The 19,115-nt window shown below is 42.2% G+C and carries 21 protein-coding genes, 1 pseudogene and 1 other annotated feature; of the genes and pseudogenes, 21 read left to right on the forward strand and 1 reads right to left on the reverse strand.

Annotation, left to right across the window (positions count from 1 at the left end; translation table 11 throughout):
* Positions 1-2 precede the first annotated feature (2 nt).
* From proC to I2H52_RS01815, 11 genes are all read left to right on the forward strand, one after another.
* Positions 3-800 carry a pyrroline-5-carboxylate reductase gene (proC, locus tag I2H52_RS01765; RefSeq protein WP_195593923.1) on the forward strand — a complete coding sequence of 266 codons (798 nt, stop codon included), beginning with the start codon at positions 3-5 and terminating at the stop codon, positions 798-800.
* 120 nt (positions 801-920) lie between these two features.
* Entirely contained in the window at positions 921-1,559 is a 639-nt protein-coding gene (gene tmk / locus I2H52_RS01770) for a dTMP kinase (protein ID WP_195593926.1), read from the forward strand.
* Positions 1,556-2,446 carry a DNA polymerase III subunit delta' gene (locus I2H52_RS01775; protein ID WP_195593928.1) on the forward strand — a complete coding sequence of 297 codons (891 nt, stop codon included), beginning with the start codon at positions 1,556-1,558 and terminating at the stop codon, positions 2,444-2,446. Before tmk ends, I2H52_RS01775 begins: the two co-directional genes overlap by 4 nt.
* A gap of 38 nt (positions 2,447-2,484) precedes the next feature.
* Positions 2,485-2,802 carry a DNA replication initiation control protein YabA gene (gene yabA, locus I2H52_RS01780; RefSeq protein WP_000358229.1) on the forward strand — a complete coding sequence of 106 codons (318 nt, stop codon included), beginning with the start codon at positions 2,485-2,487 and terminating at the stop codon, positions 2,800-2,802.
* A gap of 2 nt (positions 2,803-2,804) precedes the next feature.
* Entirely contained in the window at positions 2,805-3,671 is an 867-nt protein-coding gene (rsmI, locus tag I2H52_RS01785; protein ID WP_195593931.1) for a 16S rRNA (cytidine(1402)-2'-O)-methyltransferase, read from the forward strand.
* Positions 3,672-3,816: 145 nt separating this feature from the next.
* Positions 3,817-5,151, forward strand: coding sequence for a methylenetetrahydrofolate--tRNA-(uracil(54)-C(5))-methyltransferase (FADH(2)-oxidizing) TrmFO (gene trmFO, locus I2H52_RS01790; RefSeq protein WP_195593934.1), 1,335 nt, complete (start codon positions 3,817-3,819; stop codon positions 5,149-5,151).
* Positions 5,152-5,234: 83 nt separating this feature from the next.
* Positions 5,235-5,972 (forward strand): UMP kinase, encoded by a 738-nt coding sequence (gene pyrH, locus I2H52_RS01795; RefSeq protein WP_031222472.1) that lies wholly within the window; start codon positions 5,235-5,237, stop codon positions 5,970-5,972.
* Between the two features lie 8 nt (positions 5,973-5,980).
* Complete coding sequence (frr, locus tag I2H52_RS01800) at positions 5,981-6,538, forward strand: ribosome recycling factor (protein ID WP_084854005.1); 558 nt, start codon at positions 5,981-5,983, stop codon at positions 6,536-6,538.
* Positions 6,539-6,598: 60 nt separating this feature from the next.
* The gene (cvfB, locus tag I2H52_RS01805; protein ID WP_084854007.1) at positions 6,599-7,453 is read left to right on the forward strand and encodes an RNA-binding virulence regulatory protein CvfB; all 855 of its coding nucleotides are present in this window, start codon (positions 6,599-6,601) and stop codon (positions 7,451-7,453) included.
* An 8-nt stretch (positions 7,454-7,461) separates the two neighbouring features.
* Positions 7,462-7,677 carry a YozE family protein gene (locus tag I2H52_RS01810; protein WP_009730018.1) on the forward strand — a complete coding sequence of 72 codons (216 nt, stop codon included), beginning with the start codon at positions 7,462-7,464 and terminating at the stop codon, positions 7,675-7,677.
* Between the two features lie 80 nt (positions 7,678-7,757).
* Positions 7,758-8,744 (forward strand): PhoH family protein, encoded by a 987-nt coding sequence (locus I2H52_RS01815; RefSeq protein WP_000658201.1) that lies wholly within the window; start codon positions 7,758-7,760, stop codon positions 8,742-8,744.
* Positions 8,745-8,795: 51 nt separating this feature from the next.
* Here the strand turns inward: I2H52_RS01815 and ald are convergent, their stop codons facing one another.
* Complete coding sequence (gene ald / locus I2H52_RS01820) at positions 8,796-9,908, reverse strand: alanine dehydrogenase (RefSeq protein ID WP_195593937.1); 1,113 nt, start codon at positions 9,906-9,908, stop codon at positions 8,796-8,798.
* A gap of 172 nt (positions 9,909-10,080) precedes the next feature.
* Here ald and I2H52_RS01825 point away from each other — a divergent pair, with 172 nt between their 5' ends.
* The 10 genes and pseudogenes from I2H52_RS01825 (at position 10,081) to I2H52_RS01870 (ending at position 19,102) form a co-directional block, all read left to right on the forward strand.
* On the forward strand, positions 10,081-10,650 hold the full coding sequence (locus tag I2H52_RS01825) for a GNAT family N-acetyltransferase (RefSeq protein WP_084872905.1): 570 nt from the start codon (positions 10,081-10,083) through the stop codon (positions 10,648-10,650).
* Positions 10,651-10,716: 66 nt separating this feature from the next.
* Positions 10,717-11,367, forward strand: coding sequence for a helix-hairpin-helix domain-containing protein (locus I2H52_RS01830; protein ID WP_195593940.1), 651 nt, complete (start codon positions 10,717-10,719; stop codon positions 11,365-11,367).
* Positions 11,351-13,591, forward strand: a complete 2,241-nt coding sequence (locus I2H52_RS01835; RefSeq protein WP_195593942.1) for a DNA internalization-related competence protein ComEC/Rec2 — start codon at positions 11,351-11,353, stop codon at positions 13,589-13,591. The genes I2H52_RS01830 and I2H52_RS01835 overlap by 17 nt, the downstream gene beginning before the upstream one ends.
* 186 nt (positions 13,592-13,777) lie before the next feature.
* A pseudogene (locus tag I2H52_RS01840) lies at positions 13,778-13,966 on the forward strand (hypothetical protein).
* Between the two features lie 32 nt (positions 13,967-13,998).
* On the forward strand, positions 13,999-14,592 hold the full coding sequence (locus I2H52_RS01845) for an ATP-binding cassette domain-containing protein (protein WP_045616947.1): 594 nt from the start codon (positions 13,999-14,001) through the stop codon (positions 14,590-14,592).
* A complete protein-coding gene (locus tag I2H52_RS01850; RefSeq protein WP_195593944.1) occupies positions 14,589-15,773 on the forward strand; it encodes a hypothetical protein in 1,185 nt (394 codons plus the stop codon). The genes I2H52_RS01845 and I2H52_RS01850 overlap by 4 nt, the downstream gene beginning before the upstream one ends.
* A gap of 167 nt (positions 15,774-15,940) precedes the next feature.
* Positions 15,941-16,072 (forward strand) — a sequence feature (ribosomal protein L20 leader region).
* 15 nt (positions 16,073-16,087) lie between these two features.
* Positions 16,088-16,618: a translation initiation factor IF-3 gene (infC, locus tag I2H52_RS01855; RefSeq protein ID WP_000848184.1), complete on the forward strand. Its 531-nt coding sequence runs from the start codon at positions 16,088-16,090 to the stop codon at positions 16,616-16,618.
* Between the two features lie 32 nt (positions 16,619-16,650).
* Positions 16,651-16,851, forward strand: a complete 201-nt coding sequence (gene rpmI / locus I2H52_RS01860; protein ID WP_001125942.1) for a 50S ribosomal protein L35 — start codon at positions 16,651-16,653, stop codon at positions 16,849-16,851.
* 51 nt (positions 16,852-16,902) lie between these two features.
* Positions 16,903-17,262 carry a 50S ribosomal protein L20 gene (gene rplT, locus I2H52_RS01865; RefSeq protein ID WP_000124830.1) on the forward strand — a complete coding sequence of 120 codons (360 nt, stop codon included), beginning with the start codon at positions 16,903-16,905 and terminating at the stop codon, positions 17,260-17,262.
* Between the two features lie 175 nt (positions 17,263-17,437).
* Entirely contained in the window at positions 17,438-19,102 is a 1,665-nt protein-coding gene (locus tag I2H52_RS01870) for a molecular chaperone HscC (protein WP_000635025.1), read from the forward strand.
* Positions 19,103-19,115 lie beyond the last annotated feature (13 nt).

Here is a 19,115-nt window from a genome sequence, read left to right on the forward strand (position 1 = left end):
AGATGAAGATTGGATTTATCGGTTTGGGAAATATGGGTGCTAGTTTGGCCAAGGCTGTCTGGCAGGCCAAGACTGGTCAACAGATTCTCCTTGCCAATCGTAGTCAAGCAAAAGTAGATGCTTTCATCGCCAACTTTGGCGGTCAGGCTTCTAGCAATGAAGAAATTTTTGCAGAAGCAGATGTGATTTTTCTAGGAGTTAAGCCTGCTCAGTTTTCTGAACTGCTTGCTCAATATCAGGCCATCCTTGAAAAGAGAGAAAGTCTTCTTTTGATTTCCATGGCAGCTGGATTGACTTTGGAAAAACTGTCCAAATTTCTGCCGACCCATCACCGAATCATTCGCATCATGCCCAATACTCCAGTGGCTATCGGCCAAGGAGTGATTAGTTATGCCATGTCAGCAAATTGTCGTGCTGAGGACAGGGAACTCTTTTGTCAGCTTCTAGTCAAGGCTGGTCTCTTGGTTGAACTTGGGGATGGCTTAATTGATGCTGCGACAGGTCTTGCAGGATGTGGACCAGCTTTTGTCTACCTCTTTATCGAGGCTTTGGCAGATGCAGGTGTGCAGACAGGATTGTCAAGAGAAAGGGCCTTGAAAATGGCAGCCCAAACAGTAGTAGGCGCTGGACAAATGGTCCTCGAAAGTCAAGAGCATCCTGGGGTCTTGAAAGATCAAGTTTGCAGCCCAGGAGGTTCGACTATCGCGGGTGTAGCAAGTCTGGAAGAACATGCCTTTAGAGGCACAGTCATGGACGCAGTTCATCAAGCCTATAAACGAACACAAGAACTAGGTAAATAAGAGGTTGGATGACTCCCAGCCTCTTTTATGGTCGAATGAATGGAGAAGACGCAAAAAGATTGTCACAAAAACCTATTTTTTTGATAGAATAGAAGGTAGAAAAAAAGAAATGAGTTAGACATGTCAAAAGGATTTTTAGTCTCTCTTGAGGGACCAGAGGGAGCAGGAAAAACCAGTGTTTTAGAGGCTCTTCTCCCAATTTTAGAGGAAAAAGGAGTAGAGGTGCTGACGACCCGTGAGCCAGGTGGAGTCTTGATTGGAGAGAAGATTCGGGAAGTGATTTTAGATCCAAGTCATACTCAGATGGATCCTAAAACAGAGCTTCTTCTCTATATCGCCAGTCGCAGGCAGCACTTGGTGGAAAAAGTTCTTCCAGCACTTGAAGCTGGTAAGTTGGTCATTATGGACCGCTTCATCGATAGTTCAGTTGCCTATCAGGGATTTGGTCGTGACTTGGATATTGACGCCATTGACTGGCTCAATCACTTTGCGACAGATGGCCTCAAACCCGATTTGACCCTCTATTTTGACATCGAGGTGGAAGAAGGATTGGCTCGCATTGCTGCTAATAGTGATCGCGAGGTCAATCGTTTGGACTTGGAAGGTTTGGACTTGCACAAAAAAGTCCGTCAAGGCTACCTCTCTCTTCTGGAAAAAGAAGGAAGTCGTATTGCCAAGATTGATGCCAGTCTTCCTTTGGAGGAAGTTGTGGAAGCTACCAAGGTTGTCTTGTTTGAGAGAATGGGATTGGCAAAATGAAACAAGAACAACTAAAGGCTTGGCAACCAGAACAGTTTGACCGCTTTGTCCGTATTCTAGAACAAGACCAGCTCAATCATGCCTATCTTTTTTCAGGTTTCTTTGGAAGTTTGGAAATGGCACAGTTTTTAGCTAAGAGCCTCTTTTGTAGGGATAAGGTAGGCGTTTTACCATGTGAGAAATGCCGAAACTGCAAGCTGATTGAACAGGAAGAATTTCCTGATGTCACCTTGATTAAGCCAGTCAATCAGGTCATCAAGACAGAACGGATTCGAGAATTGGTGGGTCAGTTTTCCCAAGCAGGGATTGAAAGCCAGCAACAGGTCTTTATTATCGAGCAGGCGGAGAAAATGCATCCCAACGCAGCCAACTCTCTGCTCAAGGTTATCGAAGAACCCCAGAGTGAAGTTTACATTTTCTTCTTAACTAGCGATGAGGAAAAGATTTTGCCAACCATTCGAAGTCGGACGCAGATTTTCCATTTTAAAAAGCAAGAAGAAAGGCTCATCCATCAATTAGAACAAACAGGTCTGGTCAAGAAAAAGGCGACCCTATTAGCCCAGTTTTGTCAATCACGAGCTGAAGCTGAAAAGTTGGCAAACCAGGCAAGTTTTTGGACCTTGGTGGATGAAAGTGAGCGCATGCTGACTTGGTTATTAGCCAAGAAAAAAGAAAGTTATCTTCAGGTTGCTAAATTAGCTAGCTTGGCAGATGACAAGGAAAAACAGGATCAGGTTTTGCGAATCCTCGAAGTGCTATGTGGACAGGACCTCTTACAAGCAAGGATTCGACAGATTTTACAAGATTTGCTAGAAGCTAGAAAAATGTGGCAAGCCAATGTTAGCTTTCAAAACGCCATGGAATACCTGGTCTTGAAAGAAATATAAACTCAAAATGAAGGATAAAGAAAGGAAAGGGCTGGTTTATGGACAAAAAAGAATTATTTGACGCGCTAGACGATTTTTCTCAACAGTTATTGGTGACCTTGGCCGATGTAGAAGCCATCAAGAAAAATCTCAAGAGCCTGGTAGAGGAAAATACAGCTCTTCGCTTGGAAAATTCTAAGTTGCGCGAACGCCTGGGCGAGGTGGAAGCAGATACCCCCGTTAAGGCCAAGCACGTTCGTGAAAGCGTCCGCCGAATCTATAAAGACGGGTTTCACGTATGTAATGATTTTTATGGACAACGCCGAGAGCAGGACGAAGAATGTATGTTCTGTGACGAGTTGTTATATAGGGAGTAAGCATGCAGATTCAAAAAAGTTTTAAGGGACAATCTCCCTATGGCAAGCTTTACCTAGTAGCAACGCCGATTGGCAATCTAGATGACATGACCTTTCGTGCCATCCAGACTCTAAAAGAAGTGGACTGGATTGCGGCTGAGGACACGCGCAATACAGGACTTTTGCTCAAGCATTTTGATATTTCGACCAAGCAGATTAGTTTTCATGAGCACAATGCCAAGGAAAAAATTCCTGATTTGATTGGTTTTCTGAAGGCGGGGCAAAGTATTGCTCAGGTTTCTGACGCGGGTCTGCCTAGTATCTCGGACCCTGGGCATGATTTGGTCAAGGCAGTCATCGAGGAAGAGATTGCAGTTGTCACAGTTCCGGGTGCCTCTGCAGGGATTTCTGCCCTGATTGCCAGTGGTTTAGCGCCACAGCCACATATCTTTTACGGATTCTTACCGAGAAAATCAGGCCAGCAAAAGCAATTTTTCGACTTGAAAAAAGATTATCCAGAAACTCAGATTTTCTATGAATCGCCCCACCGTGTAGCGGATACGTTAGAAAATATGCTAGCAGTTTACGGTGACCGCTCGGTAGTCTTGGTCAGGGAATTGACTAAAATCTATGAAGAATACCAACGAGGAAAGATTTCAGAGCTACTAGAAAGCATCGCTGAAACGCCACTCAAGGGCGAATGCCTTCTCATCGTTGAAGGTGCCAGTCAGGATGTGGAGGAAAAGGACGAGGAGGACTTGTTTTCAGAAATCCAATCTCGTATCCAGCAAGGCATGAAGAAAAATCAAGCCATTAAGGAAGTTGCGAAACTCTACCAGTGGAATAAAAGCCAACTCTACGCTGCCTACCACGACTGGGAAGAAAATTAAGAAAATGACTAAACAGGGAAGTTTGCCTTCTTCCCTTTTTTTGTTATACTAGTAAAAGAAAATTAAGAAAGATTTGTGGGTGTCAAACAATCCAGGGGCTTGTTTGGATATGGACTGATGTTTCACCCAAAGAGGTATTAGTGTCGTGTCTCAATCTTATATCAATGTTATCGGAGCAGGTTTGGCAGGGTCTGAAGCTGCTTATCAAATTGCAGAACGTGGTATTCCAGTTAAACTTTATGAAATGCGTGGTGTTAAGTCAACACCCCAGCACAAAACAGACGATTTTGCTGAGTTGGTTTGTTCCAATTCTCTTCGTGGCGATGCCCTGACTAATGCGGTTGGGCTCCTCAAGGAAGAAATGCGTCGCTTGGGTTCTGTCATCTTAGAATCAGCCGAAGCAACCCGTGTTCCTGCAGGTGGTGCGCTTGCGGTGGACCGCGATGGTTTCTCACAGATGGTGACTGAGAAAGTAGCCAATCACCCCTTGATTGAGGTGGTTCGTGATGAAATTACAGAATTGCCAACAGATGTTATTACAGTTGTCGCTACTGGTCCTTTGACCAGTGATGCCTTAGCTGAAAAGATTCATGCTCTTAATGATGGGGATGGATTCTATTTCTACGATGCAGCAGCGCCAATCATCGATGTCAGCACCATTGATATGAATAAGGTCTACCTCAAATCTCGATACGATAAGGGAGAAGCGGCCTATCTCAACGCGCCTATGACCAAGCAAGAGTTTATGGATTTCCATGAAGCCTTGGTCAATGCCGAGGAAGCACCGCTGAATTCTTTTGAAAAAGAAAAGTACTTTGAAGGTTGTATGCCTATCGAAGTCATGGCTAAGCGTGGCATTAAAACCATGCTCTATGGTCCTATGAAACCAGTTGGTCTGGAGTACCCAGAGGACTACACAGGCCCTCGTGATGGAGAATTTAAAACACCTTATGCGGTCGTCCAGCTTCGTCAGGATAATGCGGCTGGTAGTCTCTACAATATCGTTGGATTTCAGACCCATCTCAAATGGGGGGAGCAAAAGCGTGTTTTCCAAATGATCCCGGGTCTTGAAAATGCTGAGTTTGTCCGTTACGGGGTCATGCACCGCAATTCTTACATGGATTCACCCAATCTCCTTGAACAGACTTACCGTTCTAAGAAACAGCCAAACCTCTTCTTTGCAGGTCAAATGACGGGTGTGGAAGGCTATGTTGAGTCAGCAGCTTCAGGCTTAGTTGCGGGTATTAACGCGGCTCGACTCTTCAAGGGTGAAAGTGAAGCTATCTTCCCAGAGACCACAGCGATTGGAAGTCTGGCGCATTACATCACCCATGCGGACAGTAAACATTTCCAACCCATGAATGTCAATTTTGGGATTATCAAGGAATTGGAAGGCGAGCGTATCCGTGATAAAAAGGCTCGTTATGAAAAAATTGCAGAGCGTGCCCTTACTGACTTAGAGGAATTTTTAACTGTCTAATTTTTTTCAAAGAATTGCTCATGATACTATAAAAATCTTAGAAATTGTGATAAAATAGGTAGGATAAAAAAAGGAGAGTAAAAATGGCGAATCCCAAGTATAAACGTATTTTAATCAAGTTATCAGGTGAAGCCCTTGCCGGTGAACGTGGCGTAGGGATTGATATCCAAACAGTTCAAACAATCGCAAAAGAGATTGAAGAAGTTCATAGCTTAGGTATCGAAATTGCCCTTGTTATTGGTGGAGGAAATCTCTGGCGTGGTGAACCTGCTGCAGAAGCAGGAATGGACCGTGTTCAGGCAGATTACACTGGAATGCTCGGGACCGTTATGAATGCTCTTGTGATGGCAGATTCATTGCAACAAGTTGGTGTTGATACGCGAGTGCAAACAGCCATTGCGATGCAACAAGTTGCAGAACCTTATGTACGTGGACGTGCCCTTCGTCATCTTGAAAAAGGCCGTATCGTTATCTTTGGTGCCGGAATTGGTTCACCTTACTTCTCAACAGATACAACAGCGGCTCTTCGTGCAGCTGAAATCGAAGCAGATGCCATTCTGATGGCTAAAAATGGCGTAGATGGTGTTTACAATGCCGATCCTAAGAAAGATAAGACAGCCGTTAAGTTTGAAGAATTGACTCACCGTGATGTTATCAACAAAGGTCTTCGTATCATGGACTCAACAGCTTCAACCCTCTCAATGGATAACGACATTGACTTGGTTGTCTTCAATATGAACCAACCAGGTAACATCAAACGTGTCGTATTTGGTGAAAATATCGGAACAACAGTTTCAAATAATATCGAAGAAAAGGAATAAGAAAGATTATGGCTAACGCAATTATTGAAAAAGCGAAAGAGAGAATGACTCAGTCTCACCACTCACTTGCTCGTGAATTTGGAGGTATCCGTGCAGGTCGTGCTAATGCAAGCTTGCTTGACCGTATTACTGTTGAATACTATGGTGTCGAAACACCTCTTAATCAAATCGCTTCTATCACTATTCCAGAAGCGCGTGTTTTGTTAGTAACGCCATTTGACAAGTCTTCATTGAAAGACATCGAACGCGCCTTGAACGCTTCTGATCTTGGTATCACACCAGCTAATGATGGTTCTGTGATCCGCTTGGTTATCCCTGCCCTTACAGAAGAAACTCGTCGTGACCTTGCTAAAGAAGTGAAGAAGGTCGGTGAAAATGCCAAAGTAGCTATTCGTAACATCCGTCGTGATGCTATGGACGAAGCTAAGAAACAAGAAAAAGCAAAAGAAATCACTGAAGATGAATTGAAGACCCTTGAAAAAGATATTCAAAAAGTAACAGACGATGCTGTGAAACACATCGACGATATGACTGCCAACAAGGAAAAAGAACTTTTGGAAGTCTAAGAAATAAACAGAAAAACTCAGTTGGCATTGCTGGCTGAGTTTTATTCGAAAGAAGGAAATATGAATACAAATCTTGCAAGTTTTATCGTTGGACTTATCATCGATGAAAATGACCGTTTTTACTTTGTGCAAAAGGATGGTCAAACCTATGCACTTGCCAAGGAAGAAGGTCAACATACAGTAGGGGATACGGTCAAAGGTTTTGCCTACACGGACATGAAGCAAAAACTCCGTCTGACAACCTTAGAAGTGACTGCCACTCAGGACCAATTTGGTTGGGGAACCGTAACAGAAGTTCGTAAAGACCTTGGTGTCTTTGTGGATACAGGCCTTCCTGATAAGGAAGTCGTAGTATCGCTAGATATTCTCCCTGAATTGAAAGAACTCTGGCCTAAGAAGGGCGACCAACTCTACATCCGTCTTGAAGTGGACAAGAAAGACCGAATCTGGGGACTTTTGGCGTATCAGGAAGACTTCCAACGTCTGGCTCGTCCTGCCTATAACAACATGCAGAACCAAAACTGGCCAGCCATTGTATACCGTCTCAAGCTGTCAGGGACTTTTGTTTACCTACCAGAAAATAATATGCTTGGCTTTATCCATCCTAGCGAGCGCTACGCAGAGCCACGTTTGGGGCAAGTGTTGGATGCGCGTGTCATTGGTTTCCGCGAAGTTGACCGAACTCTGAACCTATCCCTCAAACCACGTTCCTTTGAGATGTTAGAAAATGATGCCCAGATGATTTTGACCTACTTGGAAAGCAATGGCGGTTTCATGACCTTGAATGATAAGTCATCCCCTGAGGACATCAAAGCAACCTTTGGCATTTCTAAAGGTCAGTTCAAGAAAGCACTCGGAGGCTTGATGAAAGCTGGCAAAATCAAGCAAGATCAGTTTGGTACAGAGTTGATTTAGGGAGGCATATGAGAAAATCATTTTACACTTGGCTCATGACCGAGCGAAATCCTAAAAGTAATAGCCCCAAAGCCATCTTGGCAGACCTCGCTTTTGAGGAGACAGCCTTCCCAAAACACACGGATGATTTTGATGAGGTGAGTCGCTTCTTGGAGGAGCATGCCAGTTTCTCTTTCAACCTAGGAGACTTTGACGCCATCTGGCAAGAATACTTAGAACACTAGAGACAATGAGATGAGGCTAGTATTTTATTGTTCTCTTTGCTATAATAAAAAGAAATAAAAGGATTAGAGAGGTTCTTTATTTGAAGGAACATTCAATAGACATTCAACTGAGTCATCCAGATGACCTGTTTCATCTTTTTGGTTCCAATGAACGCCATCTTCGTTTGATGGAAGAAGAGCTTGATGTTGTCATTCATGCTCGTACAGAGATTGTCCAGGTTTTGGGCGAAGAGACTGCTTGTGAGGAAGCCCGTCAGGTTATCCAAGCTTTGATGGTCTTGGTGAACCGTGGGATGACCGTTGGTACGCCAGATGTGGTGACGGCTATTAGCATGGTCAAAAACGATGAAATTGATAAGTTTGTCGCCCTTTACGAAGAAGAAATTATCAAGGACAATACAGGGAAACCTATTCGTGTCAAAACCTTGGGTCAAAAGCTTTATGTGGACAGTGTCAAACAGCATGATGTGACCTTTGGAATCGGACCTGCAGGGACTGGGAAGACCTTTCTTGCAGTGACCTTGGCAGTGACAGCCCTTAAACGTGGGCAGGTCAAGCGGATTATCCTGACTCGTCCAGCAGTCGAAGCAGGTGAGAGTCTTGGATTTCTTCCGGGGGATCTCAAAGAGAAGGTCGATCCTTACCTTCGACCTGTTTACGATGCCTTGTATCAGATTTTAGGAAAAGACCAGACCACCCGTCTCATGGAGCGTGAGATTATCGAAATCGCGCCCCTTGCCTACATGCGTGGTCGGACCTTGGACGATGCTTTTGTCATTCTCGATGAGGCACAAAATACGACCATCATGCAGATGAAGATGTTCCTGACTCGTTTAGGATTTAATTCTAAGATGATTGTCAATGGAGATATCAGTCAGATTGACCTGCCACGTAATGTTAAATCCGGTTTGATTGATGCCCAAGAAAAGCTCAAGAACATTCACCAAATCGACTTTGTTCATTTTTCAGCCAAGGATGTGGTTCGTCATCCAGTTGTCGCTCAGATTATCCGAGCTTATGAACCAGCTCCAGTTAAGGTTGAAGAAAAGAACCAAGAAACAGAATAGCAAAAAAGGCAGTTCAGATATGAACTGCTCTTTTTTAATGAGTGTCTAGCTTTAAACAAGTTCATCGATAGAAGTATAATCTTTATCGAGGCCTTGAGCAACTGGGAGGCTGGTCAAGTAACCTTGATAAGTGGTCACACCTTGACGCAAGCCTTCATCTTCAGAGATTGCTTGTGCGAATCCTTTGCCAGCCAAAGCTTCGATATAAGGAAGAGTGACATTGGTTAGGGCGATGGTTGAAGTACGGGCAACCGCACCAGGGATATTGGCAACGGCATAGTGGAGAACACCGTGTTTTTCATAGACAGGTTCATCGTGCGTTGTCACACGGTCAGCTGTTTCGATAACTCCGCCTTGGTCAACAGCAACGTCAACGATGACAGAGCCTGGACGCATTTGTTTGACCATCTCATCTGTCACCAATTTCGGTGCTTTGGCACCAGGGATGAGAACTGCACCAATCACCACATCAGCATCTCTCACACTTGCTTCGATGTTGAATGAATTAGACATAAGAGTTTGGATTTGGTTCCCAAAGACTTCTTCTAGAACTGAGAGACGTTTCGCGCTGATATCTAAAATAGTCACTTGAGCACCAAGACCAAGGGCGATGCGGGCAGCATGTGTACCGACGACACCACCACCGATGATGGTTACTTTTCCTTTTGGAACACCCGGCACACCACCTAGTAGGACACCAGAACCACCAGCTTGTTTGGTAAGGAAGTGAGCTCCGATTTGAACAGCCATACGACCTGCAACCTCACTCATAGGAACGAGGAGCGGTAGTTGTCCTTGATTGTCACGAACAGTTTCATAGGCAATTCCTGTTGTTTTGGCTGCTAACATAGCATCTGCTAATTCTGGAGCAGCGGCCATGTGCAAATAGGTGAAGAGGAGAAGATCGTCGCGCAAATAACCGTATTCAGAAGCTAGTGGTTCTTTTACTTTCACGACTAACTCGGCAGCCCAGGCATCAGCAGCAGTAGCGACAATCTCAGCTCCTTGCTTTTGATAGTCCGCATCAGTAAATCCTGAACCGAGACCAGCATTTGTTTCGATGAGAACACGATGTCCACGACTGACTAAACTGTGGACGCCAGCAGGAGTGAGGGCAACACGGTTTTCATTATTTTTAATTTCTTTTGGGATTCCGATTAACATAGAGAAAAAACTCCTTTTCTATTTATTGGTTTTAAATGATTTATCACAATTTTCTATAAAATAAGGTGATGATTTTATTCTATATGAAACCGCTTTAAAATGCAAGAAAAACTTGTTGTAACTTCTTTTTTATGCTAGACTGATAGAAAATATTTTTGAATGGTGGAAACGTATGGAATCAATCTTTTTAAAACTAGCTCAGTATCCAATAGTGGAGACTGAGCGTTTAGTGCTTAGACCTGTAACTTTGGATGATGCAGAAGCTATGTTCGAGTATGCCTCAGACAGAGAAAATACGCGCTACACTTTTCCAACCAACCAAAGCTTGGAAGAAACCAAGAATAACATTGCGCAGTTCTACTTGGCCAATCCCTTGGGACGATGGGGGATCGAACTAAAAAGCAATGGTCAGTTTATCGGTACCATTGATTTGCACAAGATTGATACTGTTCTTAAGAAGGCAGCTATTGGCTACATTATCAATAAAAAGTATTGGAATCAAGGATTAACGACAGAAGCCAATCGTGCCGTAATTGAGCTAGCTTTTGAGAAGATAGGGATGAATAAGTTGGTTGCTTTACATGATAAGGATAATCCCGCATCTGGCAAGGTTATGGAGAAATCAGGTATGCGTTTTTCCCACGAAGAACCCTATGCCAGAATGGATAATAAAGAACCAGGTCGAATTATCACAAGAGTTCATTATGTCTTGACTAAGGAAGACTATTTTGCAAATAAGTAAGCAGTTGAAAAGATTTCTCAGCTGTTTTTTTCTTTCTCTTACGAATAATTTAAGAGAGGAGAAAATATGGAAGCAATTATCGAGAAAATCAAAGAGTATAAAATCATTGTCATCTGTGCTGGTTTGGGTTTGGCCCTCGGCGGATTTTTCCTACTAAAACCAACTTCACAAACATCTGTGAAAGAAACAAATTTGCAAGTTGAAGTTGCAGCTGTTTCAAAGGATTCATCGTCTGAAAAAGAAGTGAAGAAGGAAGAAAAAGAAGAGTCTCTGGAACAAGATCAGATCACAGTGGATGTAAAAGGTGCCGTAAAATCACCAGGAATTTATGATTTGCCAGCCGGTAGTCGGGTCCATGATGCTGTTCAGAAGGCAGGTGGTTTGACAGAGCAAGCAGATAGCAAGTCGCTCAATCTAGCTCAGAAGGTTAGTGACGAGGCTCTGGTCTACGTTCCGAGTAAGGGGGAAGAAGCAGCTAGTCAGCAGACTGCCTCTGGAACGCCTCCTTCGTCAAGTAAAGAAAAGAAGGTCAACCTCAATAAAGCTAGTCTGGAAGAACTCAAACAGGTCAAGGGACTGGGTGGCAAACGAGCTCAGGATATTATTGACCATCGTGAGGCAAATGGCAAGTTCAAGTCAGTAGACGAACTCAAGAAGGTCTCTGGCATTGGCGCTAAGACCATAGAAAAGTTAAAAGACTATGTTACAGTGGATTAAGAACATCCCTATCCCCCTAATCTATCTGAGTTTTCTGTTACTTTGGCTTTACTACGCTATTTTCTCAGCGTCCTATCTTGCGTTGCTAGGTTTTGTTTTTCTACTGGTCTGCCTCTTTTTTCAATTCCCTTGGAAATCGGCTGGTAAAGTTCTAGCGATTTGTGGAGTTTTTGGATTTTGGTTTTTGTTTCAAAATTGGCAACAGATACAAGCTAGTCAAAACTTAGTCGCTTATGTTGAAAAGGTGAGAATTTTACCAGATACCATTAAGGTCAATGGAGATAGCCTGTCCTTTCGTGGCAAGTCTGATGGACGAACCTTTCAGGTTTACTATAAGCTCCAGTCTGAGGAGGAGAAAGAGCAATTTCAAGCCTTGACAGACCTTTATGAGATAGAACTAGAAGGGAAACTGTCCGAGCCAGAAGGCCAGAGGAATTTTGGTGGATTTGACTACCAAGCCTATCTGAAAACTCAAGGGATTTACCAGACACTGACTATCAAGAGCATCCAGTCACTTAAACAGGTTAGCAGTTGGGATATAGGAGAAAATCTGTCCAGTTTACGTCGAAAGGCTATTGTTTGGATTAAGAGCCATTTTCCCGACCCTATGCGCAACTATATGACAGGGCTTCTTTTTGGACATCTGGATACCGACTTTGAAGAGATGAATGAACTTTATTCTAGTCTTGGTATTATCCACCTCTTTGCCTTGTCGGGTATGCAGGTGGGCTTCTTTATGGATGCCTTTAAGAAACTCCTCTTGCGATTGGGCTTGACTCAAGAAAAGTTGAAGTGGCTGACCTATCCTTTTTCCCTTATCTATGCAGGTCTGACAGGATTCTCAGCTTCGGTCATTCGCAGCCTTTTGCAAAAGTTACTGGCCCAACATGGCTACAAGGGCTTGGACAATTTTGCCTTGACGGTCCTTGTCCTCTTTATCATCATGCCCAATTTTTTCCTGACGGCAGGAGGTGTCTTGTCCTGTGCCTACGCTTTTATCTTGACCATGACCAGCAAAGAAGGGGAGGGGATTAAGGCTGTTGCCAGAGAAAGTCTAGTCATTTCCTTGGGAATATTGCCCATTCTTTCCTTTTATTTTGCAGAATTTCAGCCTTGGTCAATTCTTTTAACCTTTGTCTTTTCCTTTCTTTTTGACTTGGTTTTCTTACCACTTTTGTCTATCTTATTCATTCTGTCTTTTGTTTACCCAATCACCCAGCTTAACCTTGTCTTTGAATGGTTGGAGGGCATCATTCGCTTGGTTTCGCAGATGGCAAGTAGGCCCTTGGTCTTTGGGCAACCAAACGCATGGCTTTTGATTCTCCTTTTAGTTTCATTGGCCTTGGTCTATGACATGAGGAAAAACATCAAAAGACTAGCAGGATTCAGTCTCTTTATCGTGGGGCTCTTTTTCTTAACCAAACATCCGCTGGAAAATGAAATTACCATGCTGGATGTAGGGCAGGGAGAAAGTATTTTTCTACGGGATGTGACTGGTAAAACCATTCTCATAGATGTGGGCGGAAAGGCAGAGCCTGATAAGAAAGTTGAGAATTGGCAAGAAAAGTCGACGACCAGCAATGCCCAGCGAACCTTGATTCCCTATCTTAAAAGTCGCGGAGTAGATAAGATTGACCAGCTAATTTTGACCAATACAGAGAAGGAACATGTCGGAGATTTGTTGGAGGTGACCAAGGCTTTACATGTCGGGGAGATTTTAGTATCAAAAGGAAGTTTGACACAGAAAGAATTTGTGGTAGAACTACAAGCGACTCAAACCAAGGTACGCAGTGTGACAGTAGGGGAGAATTTACCGATTTTTGGCAGTTATTTAGAAGTATTATCGCCAAGTAAAATGGGAGATGGAAGTCATGATGATACTCTTCTTCTTTATGGGAAACTTTTGGATAAGCACTTTCTCTTCACTGGAAACTTGAGAGAGAAGGGAGAGAAAGAACTTTTAAAGCAATACTCTACCTTAGAGGTGGATGTTTTGAAAGGTGCTCAGCATGGTGCTAAAACATCATTAAATCCAGTTTTCCTAGAAAAACTTAAACCAGAAATTACACTCATCTCAGTAGGTAAGAACAATCGTGCCAAACTCCCTCATCAGGAAACCTTGACACGACTGGAAGACATCAAGAGTAAGATTTGCCGAACCGATCAGCAAGGAGCCATTCGCTTTAAAGGATGGAAGAGTTGGCGAATTGAAAGTGTTCGTTAGGAAGAAAAGTGTTATATATTAGTGAAATAAACTAAAAATCTGTTGCATGATACCGAGAAAAACGATATAATGAAAGTGTTTTCAATGGTAATGATATAAATGCAATGAAAACATAAAAAATCAGCAAAAGTCGTTTTATTAGCTAGTTTATACTCTATTGGTCTTTTTCAGTCCAGTGTATCTGCTGTGACAGTCACTAAGAGTTATCGGTATGATTGGTATACTGTTTGGGAGTATAGTACCAACTATCACGACCATCAATATATTTGAATTTCGTCATGGTCTCGTTATGACAGCTACGATGAATATAAAGTAGGTTCTGGCTTGAATTACGATCGTTATGAGGTCATAAACTACTATACTGACGGATATTAATAGTTAAACGTTTAGAAGAAGGAGAGATGGATATGTTAAGGCTTACTCATGTTACCTTAAAAACGCGACAAGTCATCTTGCAAGATGCGGATTTCATCTTTAAAAAGGGTAGGATTTATGGCCTTCTTGCTATCAATGGCTCAGGAAAGACAACCCTGTTCCGCGCCATTAGCAACTTAATTCCAATAAGTAGTGGAAATATCGCAGTCCCTCCTTCTTTATTTTATTATGAAAGTGTTGAATGGCTGGATGGAAACTTAAGTGGGATGGACTACCTTCGTCTTATCAAAAACATCTGGAAGTCAGAACTGAACTTGATGGATGAAATTAATTACTGGGAAATGTCTGACTATATCAGCCTTCCCATCCGTAAGTATTCCTTAGGCATGAAGCAACGCTTGGTGATTGCCATGTATTTCCTCAGTCAGGCGAAATGCTGGCTCATGGATGAGGTAACAAATGGTTTAGACGAGTATTATCGACAGAAGTTTTTTGATAGATTGGCACAAATCAATAGGCAAGAACAGCTGGTTCTTTTGAGTTCTCACTACAAAGAGGAGTTAGTGGAGATTTGCGATAGCATGGTAACCATTCGTCAGGGTCAGATAGAAGAGGTTCCGTTATGAAAGATATTAGCCTATTTTTGTTAAAGAAAGTTTTCAAAAGTCGCTTAAACTGGATTATCTTAGTTTTATTTGTTTCAGCTCTTGGTATTACCTTTTATTTCAATAGTCGGACTGCAAACTCAGTCAGCTTGGAGACTAGGTTGGAAACTCATCTTGTAACCAACGAGAGAGCTATCAATGAAAATGAAGAGAAGCTCTCCCAAATGTCTGACACCAGCTCGGAGGAATACCAGTTTGCTAAAGAAAATTTAGACTTGCAAAAAAATCTTTTGACGCAAAAGAAAGAAATTCTGACTCTATTAAAAGAAGGACGCTGGAAAGAAGCCTATTATTTGCAGTGGCAAGCTGAAGAAAAGAGTTATGAAATTGTATCAAAGGAACCGACTTCTAGCTCTGACTTAAAAATGGCGGTTGACCGCGAACGAAAGATTTACCAGGCCTTGTATCCCTTGAATATAAAGGCACACAGTTTAGATTATCCGACACATGGGATTGATCAGATTGTCTGGATTTTAGAGGCTATCATTCCAAGCTTGTTTGTGATTGCTATTATTTTCATGCTAACACAATTGTTCGCAGAAAGATATCAAAATAATCTGGATACAGCTCAGTTATATCCTTTTTCAAAAGTGACATTTGCCATGTCCTCTCTTGGAGTTGGGATGAGCTATGTAACCGTGCTGTTTATCGGAATCTGTGGATTTTCTTTTTTAGCGGGAAGTCTGATAAGTGGTTTTGGACAGTTAGATTATCCCTACCCAATCTATAGCTTAACGAATCAAGAGGTAACTATTGGAAAAATACAAGATGTGTTATTTCCTAGCTTGCTCTTAGCTTTCTTAGCCTTTATCGTCATTGTGGAAGTCGTCTACTTGATTGCTTACTTTTTCAAGCAAAAAATGCCTGTCCTCTTTCTTTCTCTCATTGGGATTGTTGGCTTATTGTTTGGTATCCAAACGATCCAGCCTCTTCAGAGTATTGCACATCTGATTCCCTTTACTTACTTGCGTTCAGTAGAGATTTTATCTGGAAGATTACCTAAGCAGATTGATAATGTAGATCTAAATTGGAGCATGGGGATGGTCTTACTTCCTTGCCTGATTATCCTTTTGTTAGTGGGTATTCTATTTATCGAAAGATGGGGAAGTTCACGTAAAAAGGAAGATTTTAATAGGTCTTAGCATTCCTATACGGAAGGTGAGGAAAAAACTAACACAAGGAGGGAACCAAGTAGGTTCTCTCTTTTTGATGCGGACATCAAGAAGAATCAAGAATAAAACAGAAAGTTTTTCGAAAAAATGACTTTTTATCTTGACAAGGGATAGAAAACTTGGTATCATATAAAAGTTGAGAAAAGCAGAAGTGAGAGCTTCTCGCCTTGTGACATCAAGTTGCCTGGCCCTACGGATGAAAAGTTTCTAAGAAACGCTATCATAACGTGCGGGCTTGTATCATTACGAGTCCGCTCTTGTTTTTCTCTAATAATAAAAAAGAGGTGAAAACCATAGCAAAGCAAGACTTATTCATCAATGATGAAATTCGTGTACGTGAAGTTCGCTTGATCGGTCTTGAGGGAGAACAGCTAGGCATTAAGCCACTCAGCGAAGCGCAAGCATTGGCTGATAGTGCAAATGTTGACTTAGTATTGATTCAACCCCAAGCAAAACCGCCTGTTGCTAAAATTATGGACTACGGTAAGTTCAAATTTGAGTACCAGAAGAAACAAAAAGAGCAACGCAAAAAGCAAAGCGTTGTTACTGTGAAAGAAGTTCGTCTGAGTCCAACTATTGACAAGGGTGACTTTGACACAAAACTTCGCAATGCACGCAAGTTCCTTGAAAAAGGAAATAAAGTTAAGGTATCCATTCGCTTTAAAGGGCGTATGATCACCCATAAAGAGATTGGTGCAAAAGTTTTAGCCGAGTTTGCTGAAGCAACACAAGATATTGCGATCATCGAACAACGAGCTAAGATGGATGGACGCCAAATGTTCATGCAGTTGGCGCCAGCAACTGACAAAAAATAATTGTCAGAAAGTTAAATAAAGGAGAAAAAATCATGCCAAAACAAAAAACACACCGCGCATCAGCTAAACGTTTCAAACGTACAGGTTCTGGTGGACTTAAACGTTTCCGTGCTTACACTTCTCACCGTTTCCACGGAAAAACTAAGAAACAACGTCGTCATCTTCGTAAAGCATCTATGGTGCATTCAGGAGATTTCAAACGTATCAAAGCAATGCTTACTCGCTTGAAATAATAGCCTAACAGTAAGTAAACAATTCTAGGAAATATTTGGAGGAAATAAAACATGGCACGTGTTAAAGGTGGCGTTGTATCACGCAAACGTCGTAAACGTATTCTTAAATTAGCAAAAGGTTACTATGGAGCTAAACACATCTTGTTCCGTACTGCAAAAGAACAAGTAATGAACTCTTACTACTATGCATACCGTGACCGTCGTCAGAAAAAACGTGACTTCCGTAAATTGTGGATCACTCGTATCAATGCGGCAGCTCGTTTGAACGGACTTTCATACTCACAATTGATGCATGGTTTGAAATTGGCTGAAATCGAAGTTAACCGTAAAATGCTTGCTGACTTGGCTGTTAACGATGCAGCAGCTTTCACAGCACTTGCAGATGCAGCTAAAGCAAAACTTGGTAAATAATGACAAACTGTTTCATTCTTACTCTCGTGGTTTTTACCGCAAGAGTAGGGTGAAACTTTTTTATTTTCCTTAAACGATTTTCGATTTTAAAGAGTAAATGACAGATTTTTTCAAAGAAAATAGGATATTTCCTGTATAATAGGAATATCTAAAAAAGATTTGGAGTTACAAGAAAATGATAGTAGGTATTGATTTAGGAACGACTAATTCTTTAGTAGGGGTATACCAGGATGGCCAGGTCAAGCTGATTCCCAATGCTTTTGGTGAATATTTGACTCCTTCTGTTGTGGCTTTGGATGACAATGATGAAATCATAGTTGGAAAAATTGCCAAGGAACGTTTGGTGACCCATCCAGACAAGACGGTTTCACAGTTCAAGCGTTTTATGGGGACCAAGCATGAGTTGACACTAGGAAATCGAGCATATAAGGCTGAAGAATTGAGCTCTTTTATCATTCGAAAGTTGGTAGACGATGCAGAGACCTATCTTGGAGAAAAGGTCGAGGAAGTGATTGTCAGTGTTCCAGCCTATTTCAATGATGCTCAACGCTATGCGACCAAACTAGCAGGGAAATTTGCAGGCGTTCAGATTGATCGGATTATCAATGAACCTTCCGCAGCGGCTCTTGCTAAAAGATCTATGGTAAACCAAGAAGATCAATCTTTTATTGTAGTCGATTTTGGTGGGGGTACGCTAGATATCTCAGTTGTTGAGTTGTTTGATAATATTGTTGAAATCGTGTCGATTGCAGGGGACAATCGTTTGGGAGGAGAGGATTTTACTGCAGCAATTGCTGAGGAATTTTTAGTCTCCAATAAATTAACCAAGGATACGATTTCCCGTGAATTTTATGGCAAAATTCTGGTACAGGCTGAAAAGACTAAACTAGAACTCAATGAGAAAGAAGAAGTGAAGATGACAGTTCTGGACCAAGAACAGGAATACACTTTAGACTTGAGCTACCAGCGTTTTTATGAGCTTTGTCAACCTCTGCTAGCCCGTGTTAAGGCCGTTTTGGACCGTGCCTTGATGGATGCACGCTATAGCTATGTATCATCAGATAACTTTGTTCTTGTTGGGGGGACTTCGAAACTCCGCTTGGTTCAGGACTTTTTATCCTACTGTATCAATCAAGTGGTGCAGGTTTCGGATGATCCTGATCGGATGATTGCGAGAGGTTGTGCCCTTCTAGCAGGAATCAAAGAACGCCAGGGTGAGATTCGAGATTTGTTGCTGTCTGATATTTGTCCTTTTACACTGGGGATTGAGATAGTTGGAGACCGTTTTTCACCGATTATTGAGCGAAATTCTACCCTACCTGCTTCACGCATTGAGCAGTACTACACGGCTGAATTGGGACAGAGCCAAGTCAAGATAAAGGTCTATCAAGGTGAGATGATGAAGGCATCACAAAACCTGTTTCTAGGAGAATTAGAAGTTCCCGTCCCTGTTAATACTAGAGAAAATGAAAGTTTCACAGTTCGTTTTACCTATGATTTAAATGGGATTTTGGATGTCGAAGTGAAAATTGATTCAACACAGGAAGTCTTTAGCAATGTTATTCTCCAAGATAGTGTTACTCTGACAGAAAAGGAAATCAAGGCTAAGCAAGCAGAGTTGACTCGCTATAAGATTAATGCTCAAGAAACAGAGGTTTATCGTTTCTTGATTGAAAAAGCGAATCGCGTGTACAGTATGCTCTTGGGGAGAAGAAGAGATGAGCTAATGGCTGAAACTAGACGATTTGAAGAAGAGGTCAGTCAAGCATCTGTGTATCATTTGCCAAAACTTTATCAATCATTTTCAAACTATTTAGACTTCCTAGAGCGAGGACTGTAAAAGAGGAGACCTT

It is taken from the genome of Streptococcus oralis (genome assembly GCF_015561235.1).
Classification (GTDB): domain Bacteria; phylum Bacillota; class Bacilli; order Lactobacillales; family Streptococcaceae; genus Streptococcus; species Streptococcus oralis_BK.

Coding starts and splice junctions, on each gene's coding strand:
- I2H52_RS01825 (WP_084872905.1), top strand. CDS start 10,081: ATGGAATCAATCTTTTTAAAACTAGCTCAGTATCCAATAGTGGAGACT.
- tmk (WP_195593926.1), top strand. CDS start 921: ATGTCAAAAGGATTTTTAGTCTCTCTTGAGGGACCAGAGGGAGCAGGA.
- rsmI (WP_195593931.1), top strand. CDS start 2,805: ATGCAGATTCAAAAAAGTTTTAAGGGACAATCTCCCTATGGCAAGCTT.
- rpmI (WP_001125942.1), top strand. CDS start 16,651: ATGCCAAAACAAAAAACACACCGCGCATCAGCTAAACGTTTCAAACGT.
- pyrH (WP_031222472.1), top strand. CDS start 5,235: ATGGCGAATCCCAAGTATAAACGTATTTTAATCAAGTTATCAGGTGAA.
- proC (WP_195593923.1), top strand. CDS start 3: ATGAAGATTGGATTTATCGGTTTGGGAAATATGGGTGCTAGTTTGGCC.
- I2H52_RS01830 (WP_195593940.1), top strand. CDS start 10,717: ATGGAAGCAATTATCGAGAAAATCAAAGAGTATAAAATCATTGTCATC.
- frr (WP_084854005.1), top strand. CDS start 5,981: ATGGCTAACGCAATTATTGAAAAAGCGAAAGAGAGAATGACTCAGTCT.
- ald (WP_195593937.1), bottom strand. CDS start 9,908: ATGTTAATCGGAATCCCAAAAGAAATTAAAAATAATGAAAACCGTGTT.
- rplT (WP_000124830.1), top strand. CDS start 16,903: ATGGCACGTGTTAAAGGTGGCGTTGTATCACGCAAACGTCGTAAACGT.
- yabA (WP_000358229.1), top strand. CDS start 2,485: ATGGACAAAAAAGAATTATTTGACGCGCTAGACGATTTTTCTCAACAG.
- I2H52_RS01775 (WP_195593928.1), top strand. CDS start 1,556: ATGAAACAAGAACAACTAAAGGCTTGGCAACCAGAACAGTTTGACCGC.
- I2H52_RS01870 (WP_000635025.1), top strand. CDS start 17,438: ATGATAGTAGGTATTGATTTAGGAACGACTAATTCTTTAGTAGGGGTA.
- cvfB (WP_084854007.1), top strand. CDS start 6,599: ATGAATACAAATCTTGCAAGTTTTATCGTTGGACTTATCATCGATGAA.
- I2H52_RS01835 (WP_195593942.1), top strand. CDS start 11,351: ATGTTACAGTGGATTAAGAACATCCCTATCCCCCTAATCTATCTGAGT.
- I2H52_RS01850 (WP_195593944.1), top strand. CDS start 14,589: ATGAAAGATATTAGCCTATTTTTGTTAAAGAAAGTTTTCAAAAGTCGC.
- I2H52_RS01845 (WP_045616947.1), top strand. CDS start 13,999: ATGTTAAGGCTTACTCATGTTACCTTAAAAACGCGACAAGTCATCTTG.
- I2H52_RS01810 (WP_009730018.1), top strand. CDS start 7,462: ATGAGAAAATCATTTTACACTTGGCTCATGACCGAGCGAAATCCTAAA.